8 protein-coding genes are annotated in these 5935 nt (G+C 69.4%); 3 read left to right on the forward strand and 5 right to left on the reverse strand.

What is annotated here, in order from left to right; all coding sequences use genetic code 11:
- Positions 1–464 precede the first annotated feature (464 nt).
- On the reverse strand, positions 465–989 hold the full coding sequence (locus VGC13_RS00710) for a hypothetical protein (RefSeq protein WP_331123266.1): 525 nt from the start codon (positions 987–989) through the stop codon (positions 465–467).
- A 254-nt stretch (positions 990–1243) separates the two neighbouring features.
- On the opposite strand from VGC13_RS00710, the gene VGC13_RS00715 reads away from it, so the two are divergent.
- On the forward strand, positions 1244–1456 hold the full coding sequence (locus VGC13_RS00715) for a hypothetical protein (RefSeq protein WP_331123267.1): 213 nt from the start codon (positions 1244–1246) through the stop codon (positions 1454–1456).
- A gap of 163 nt (positions 1457–1619) precedes the next feature.
- Here VGC13_RS00715 and VGC13_RS00720 read toward each other — a convergent pair whose 3' ends face one another.
- The 4 genes from VGC13_RS00720 to VGC13_RS00735 form a co-directional block, all read right to left on the reverse strand.
- Entirely contained in the window at positions 1620–2708 is a 1089-nt protein-coding gene (locus tag VGC13_RS00720; RefSeq protein ID WP_331123268.1) for a winged helix DNA-binding domain-containing protein, read from the reverse strand.
- Between the two features lie 52 nt (positions 2709–2760).
- Positions 2761–3351, reverse strand: a complete 591-nt coding sequence (locus tag VGC13_RS00725) for a hypothetical protein (RefSeq protein WP_331123269.1) — start codon at positions 3349–3351, stop codon at positions 2761–2763.
- Entirely contained in the window at positions 3348–3602 is a 255-nt protein-coding gene (locus VGC13_RS00730) for a hypothetical protein (protein ID WP_331123270.1), read from the reverse strand. Before VGC13_RS00730 ends, VGC13_RS00725 begins: the two co-directional genes overlap by 4 nt.
- 230 nt (positions 3603–3832) lie before the next feature.
- The gene (locus VGC13_RS00735; RefSeq protein WP_331123271.1) at positions 3833–4771 is read right to left on the reverse strand and encodes an AraC family transcriptional regulator; all 939 of its coding nucleotides are present in this window, start codon (positions 4769–4771) and stop codon (positions 3833–3835) included.
- Between the two features lie 125 nt (positions 4772–4896).
- On the opposite strand from VGC13_RS00735, the gene VGC13_RS00740 reads away from it, so the two are divergent.
- Both VGC13_RS00740 and VGC13_RS00745 read left to right on the forward strand, forming a co-directional pair.
- Positions 4897–5787, forward strand: a complete 891-nt coding sequence (locus VGC13_RS00740; RefSeq protein ID WP_331123272.1) for an NAD(P)H-binding protein — start codon at positions 4897–4899, stop codon at positions 5785–5787.
- 52 nt (positions 5788–5839) lie between these two features.
- Positions 5840–5935: transposase (locus tag VGC13_RS00745; RefSeq protein WP_414682973.1), on the forward strand; the 96-nt coding region annotated here is incomplete at its 3' end.

Genomic DNA, 5935 nt, shown 5'->3' on the forward strand with positions numbered 1-5935 from the left:
GCGCGCCGACTGAGAAATCTACTGTCTGCTGCTGGTGCCCCGCCGCACCGCTCCGGCACTGGCCCTGTCCGCCCGTGTCGTAGCCGCAAGGTAAGCACGGGCTACCGCGTCTGCCCTCCAGCAATCCGACAGGGGATTCCTCGGCCCTGCAACCTCTGGTGTGAAAGCAGGCTGCGGCGTGGCCGGGCCTCGGAATGACAGCGCTGGTAGATCTGCCTGGATGCGCAGCGTCGAATTCTTGAACACGCTCCAAGGGGCAACTGCGCCACTGGCCCGGAACGCACATGGGCGATCACACATGACCACGCGGGCGTTCACATGACCCCGACGATTGCGTTCGCGGGAAGGCCAAGGAACATGCCGTGCCCGTCCGGTCCAGCGACCGCGTGTGCAGTCGATGCTGCGCGTAAGGTCGAACACCCGCTCGCGCGGCGCGGCGACGTGCGTCTCCAGGCGAATGCCAATCACGGGCGCGCGGCCCCGGCAATGGAATCCAGCACCGCCACGTCTTCCCAGGTGGGAGGAAAGATGCCCCGGTGAACCTCGCCCCGCCGCGAGAGCACGCGCGTGCGCAGGCAGAAGGAGGTGAAGAGCGCGCCGTGCTCGTCCGGCCGGGCATAGACAAGGTATTCCTCGCCTTCGCGAAAGCGAATTCCGCACAGGTACCCGTCCAGCACCTGGACGGTGTCGCCCGCGGCCGCACCCTTCCAGCCGCGCGTCACCCGCAGATGGACCGTGCTCGATGTCAGAGGGTGGAGCGCGGCGAGGTTGCCCAGGCTGTCACTCCCCGAGGAGATGGCGCTCCTGTCCTCGATGCGCACCACTACGCCCGAGAACACCGCCCGCGCGTGCGCGAGCTCCTCCGCCGCCGGGTTCGATCCGCACTTGCACGCGCCAGCCGGTGCTCCGGCGGGCGGCGGGGCCGCGCACGGTTCCGCGGCGGCGCCGTTCGCCAGCATCCACAGCGCCAGGATCGGAAAGATGGTCATCGTGCGTCGTCATGGCGTGCGGGTGAACGTGCGAGCGGCCGAAGCGACAACGCGCCCCCGACGCGATTCCGGACGATCCACGCGGCGGGTACTGCCGCATCGGCCGTGAACACAGCAGCCCGCGAGCCACGGCGGCAGCGGATGCGACGCGCGTCCAGCCCCCGACGTTATCCGCCATCCGTTGCGGAACAGGAGCCCGCCGCTGATCTTGCCGGTCCGCAGATGTGCAGACAACCCTTGCAGGAGAGCAGCGGATGAGATCAGGATCGATTGTGGGCCGGCTGGCGTTCGCCGCCGCGATGGTGGTGTCGCTGGCGGCCGGCGCGCAGAGCGCGTTCGCGCGGCCGGCGCCGGTCGAGGAGCGGGGGGCGGCGTGCTATTCGGGTTACTGCCATCGCGAGTGCCGCGAGTACGGATGGAGCACCGGTCACTGCCTCGACGGTTATTGCGAGTGCCGCAACGTGTAGTCGCGCCATGGTCATGGCCGCCGGAGCCAGGCTCCGGCGGCCACGATTCCCACTCCACCCGACAGGCATCCGGCAGACCGCCGTGCCTCGTACCGAATTCGGCTGCACCGGCATCATCTCACCCGAACCACCGGCCGATCTTTTTGCGGATCCGGTCTCACGCTCACATCACCTCCGCCGCCACCGTCGCCGGCAGGCCCAGGAACGCGCCCTGCCGGTCGGCCGCGTCCCGCAGCGCCTGCATCCGCGCGTCATCGAAGTCCTCGCGGAGGGCCACAGTCAACGTGAGGGCACGCTTCGTCACCGCGCGCTTCCAGTGGCCCGCCAGCTGGCTGTCGAGGATGAGCGCGCCGTTGTAGACGGCCCGGTCCACCAGCGACGGCCGCGTCCCCGCCTGGTCGCAGAACGAGCGGCTTTCTCCATAGCCCACGAAGTACTCGTCCAGCCCCTGCAGCAGGTGAACCCGGGGCGAGGGGGGATCGGACGGCGCCTCGCCCGGCGCGGACCAGAAGGAGAGCCCATCGATCATCTGCTGCTCCAGCCACGCCCCGGCGGCCTCGATGCCGCGGTGGATGTCGGCCAGCGTAAGGCTGCTCCAGAAGCGCAGGTCCTTTGCCGTCGCCGGGCCGCGGCTGGCGAAGTAGCGCACCGCCAGCTCGCCCAGCGCCTCGTCGCGCGTGAGCGCCGGCGCGTCCGGCACCCGCTCGTCCAGCAGCGCGTACGTCTGCTGCCTGCCCTTCGGCGCCCCGCTGCAGATCACGCAGTCCAGCTCGGCATCCATCAGGATGTACGCCATCCCGAGCCCCTTCACCACGATCCCCTCCCCCGCCAGCACGGCCGCCAGTTCGCCGCGAGTCCGGTGGCCGCCGTCCCGCAGCGCGCCGACGATGAGGCGCCGCACCTTTTCGCGCACGCCCGCGTCCTCCAGCCCCGTCTGCCGGTAGTAGTACGCGTTCTGGGCGTGCACGCGCGGCGCCGTGAGCGCCTGGATCCAGCGGATGTCCGCCGGCAGCACGAAGTGCCACGTGGGCCGCAGCATGTGCGTGCGCAGGATGGCGCCCTCCGCCATCGCGCGGTCCACGTCCGCGTCCACCGCGCCGGCCGAGCGTTCGCCCAGCGACCACTTGGCGGGCCCGTAGTCCTGCGCCTGCACCGCTCCCAGCCACCGCACCACGTCCACCGGCGCCGCGAGCGGCTCGCCCTCCAGCCGCTGGTTGTGCAGCCGGCGGTATGCGATGTCGATGGGGGTCATGTGCCGAGGAAAAGCCGCGGCGCGATTGAGCCACGGGTAGATACACGGACGGTCAGGATTCCAGGCCCGCGTCGTGGAATGCGCGGATGAGCAGATCATCCACTCCCATCTCAGCGGCGAGATCGTGCATGTATTCGCGATCCAGATCGTTTCCGCGAACGGTCAGAACACCCATTGCGTCCGTCCACTGGCGCTCGGACACATGATCTCCCAGCCGATACCAGTACAGCTTCTGAACGACGGTATCTTCAGGGCTCGCCAGGGAGATCTCCGTGCCGCCGGACTGCGGGGGAATGTACGGGCGGCGACGAGCGAGCTCCTGGGTAGTCGCGGCATCGTGCTTTGCGACGAACACGTCCACTTTGAACATCGTGTTCAAGTGGATCACGTTGAATGTCGCGCGCCGGCGCACCGCGTCACGGATGGCTGGTTCATCGAGATAGAAGTCATCGGCCAGATCCGCAACGAAGCCGGGAATGTGCTCATCCCTCAAGTCAGCAACAACATCCACGTCCTGCGTCGCCCGGGGCTTGCCGTAGATCGAGCTCGCGATGGAGCCGCCTACCACATAAGGAACTTCAAGGCGATCGAGCACACCGATCACCCGCAGCGTAACGGCAAGCGCCTCTTCCATGACGCTCACCAGCCCTTTTCCTCCGGATCCCAATCGAAAACCTTGACCATCGTCTCACGTCCCAGCCGCAGCGACGCCAGTCGCAGCCGCATCTCGCGCTCGGACATCTCCCCGTAGTCGGCGGCAATCCTCGCGCGCTGAAGCTGCTCGAGCATCCGGTTGAGCGAGAACACGCGCTCCAGCTTCTGGCTGGGCGACATGCGCCGGTAGCCCTCGATCAGAAAGCGCTCAGCTTCGGGTGAAGTGTCGGAAGGTCCCATGTGTGTGGTCCGCGTAAGCGGTGACAGCCGGCCGGCACGTGGACAGAACTTCACGCACGGGCCGCCGATTCACAAGGCGTCGGATCGCCGGCACATCCCGTCGCCGGCAGCCCCGGGAACGCGTCCCCGGTCCGCCGCCTCCCGCAACGCCTGCAACTGCGCGTCGCCGAACGGCTCGTGCAGGGCGGCGGCCGTGTGCGACGTCGATGGGATGCATTCGGGGCGGCGTCTCAGGCCAGAAGCTCGCCGGCCATCCGCGGCTGGCGGACGGACCTGCGGAACTCGCCGGGGGCCATGCCGTTCCACCGCTTGAACGCCGTGCTGAACGCCGCGTCGGAGCCGTAGCCCAGCATCCGGGCGATGCGCCCCATCCGCACCGACGGGTCGCGCAGCAGCGTGCGCGCGCGATGCATCCGCCAGCGCGCCAGGTACGACAGCGGCGGCTCGCCCACGACTTTCGTGAAGCGCTCCGCGAAGTGCGAGCGCGACATCCCCACCGCGCGCCCCAGCAGCTCCACCGTCCAGGGCCGCTCCGGCTGCTGGTGGATGACGGTGAGCGCCCGCGACACGGAGGGATCGCGCAGGGCGCCCGGCCACCCGGCGGCCACGTCCGGCAGCGCGGCCAGGTGGGCGCGCACCGCCTGCACGAACAGCACGTCCGAAAGCCGCGCCATCACCATCTCCGCCCCCGGCCGGCCGGAGCGTGCCTCGCAGGCAATGGCGGAGAGGTGCGTCTCCAGCCAGGGGTGCGCGCGCGTCTGCGCGGCGGGCACGTGGATGACCTCCGGGAGCGCGGACAGGAGCGGATGGCCGACGGAGGCGTTGAAGCGAAAGGCGCCGCACAGGTACGCCGCCCCGCCGTACCGCACGCCGAAGCCATCCGACGCCTGCCGCCGCGCCGACACCGCCTCCACGGGCGCGGGAATGGCCGGGCTGGTGCCGCGCAGCACGTGCGCCGTGCCGTGCGGCAGCACCACCAGGTCACCCGCCTCCAGCCGCAGGAGATCGCGCCCGTCCACGGCAAGGTGGCAGGTGCCCTCCAGCACGACGTGAAAGCCGGCCGCCTCTCCGCCGGGATACGCGATCGCCCACGGGTCCGCCACCTCGAAGCGGCAGTAGATGGTGCTCTCCACCCGCAGGTCCGCCAGCAGCTGGCTCAGGACGTCCATCTCTCTTCTCCCGGACGATATCGAAAGAAATACCGACTCCTGAAGATAGATCGTCCGACAATGCCGCGCTACCTTTCGCTCCGCAAAGCCAGGAAGGGTATCCCACTGACACCGGAGAGAGAGCCATGCGCATCGCCATCACCACGCCCACGGGCAACATCGGAAGCCGCGTCGTCCAGAACCTGCTGGAGGCCGGCGCGGACGTCACCCTGCTGGCCCGCGACCCCTCGAAGCTCCCAGACAACGTCCGCGCCCGGGCCACCGTGCGCCAGGGCTCGCTGGAGGACGCCGCCTTTGTCCGCGAGGCCACCGCCGGAGCGGATGCGCTGTTCCTGCTCATCCCGCCGCACTACACCACGACCGACTGGGCGGGATTCCAGCTGGGGATCGGACAGGCGGCGGCGGACGCGGTGCGCGCCAACGGCATCCGGCGCGTGGTCCTGCTGTCCAGCGGCGGAGCGCATCGGGACGACCTGTTCGCCGTGTCGCGGCTGGGGAAGGTGGAGCGGATGCTGGAGAATGCCGCGCCGGACGTGGTCTCGCTGCGGGCCGGCTTCTTCTTCGAGAACTTCCTTTCGGCGATTCCCACGATCGGGGACCACGGCGCCATCTACATGAGCCTGCGCCCGGACACGCGCCTGGCGATGGTGGCCACGCACGACATCGGCGACGTGGCCGCGCGCTGGCTGCTGGACGCGTCGTGGGCCGGCCACCACGTCCGCGGCGTGCACGGCCCCGCCGACGTCACCCCCGCCCAGGCCGCGGAGGCCATCGGCCGCGCGACCGGGCGCGAGGTGCGCTACGTCCAGGTGTCGGAGGAGGATGCGCGGCAGGCGCTGCTGGGCTCTGGCGCCAGCGAGCACGTGGCCGGCGAGTACGCGCGCCTGTTCACCAGCCTGGACGTGCACGCGGCCGACCGCGAGCCCCGCACCTCCGAGAACACCACGCCCACCACCATCGAGGCGTGGGCCCGCGAAACCATCCGCCCGCTCATTCCGGAACCGGCGGCGGTCTGATCCTCTCAGAGTCTGTTATGCACTTTGTTCACCTTGGGTGTATATTCGAGCCATGTCGAATCGAATTGCGTACCCAAGCGATGTCAGTGACGAGGAATGGGCCTTCGTCGCGCCTTATCTGGCCCTGATGAGCGTAACCGCGCCGCAA

It is taken from the genome of Longimicrobium sp., assembly GCF_036399255.1.
Classification (GTDB): Bacteria; Gemmatimonadota; Gemmatimonadetes; order Longimicrobiales; family Longimicrobiaceae; genus Longimicrobium.

What these genes read in the sequence shown, in the direction of transcription:
- VGC13_RS00710 (WP_331123266.1), bottom strand. Translation starts at nt 989, where the DNA reads ATGACCATCTTTCCGATCCTGGCGCTGTGGATGCTGGCGAACGGCGCC.
- VGC13_RS00715 (WP_331123267.1), top strand. Translation starts at nt 1,244, where the DNA reads ATGAGATCAGGATCGATTGTGGGCCGGCTGGCGTTCGCCGCCGCGATG.
- VGC13_RS00720 (WP_331123268.1), bottom strand. Translation starts at nt 2,708, where the DNA reads ATGACCCCCATCGACATCGCATACCGCCGGCTGCACAACCAGCGGCTG.
- VGC13_RS00730 (WP_331123270.1), bottom strand. Translation starts at nt 3,602, where the DNA reads ATGGGACCTTCCGACACTTCACCCGAAGCTGAGCGCTTTCTGATCGAG.
- VGC13_RS00735 (WP_331123271.1), bottom strand. Translation starts at nt 4,771, where the DNA reads ATGGACGTCCTGAGCCAGCTGCTGGCGGACCTGCGGGTGGAGAGCACC.
- VGC13_RS00740 (WP_331123272.1), top strand. Translation starts at nt 4,897, where the DNA reads ATGCGCATCGCCATCACCACGCCCACGGGCAACATCGGAAGCCGCGTC.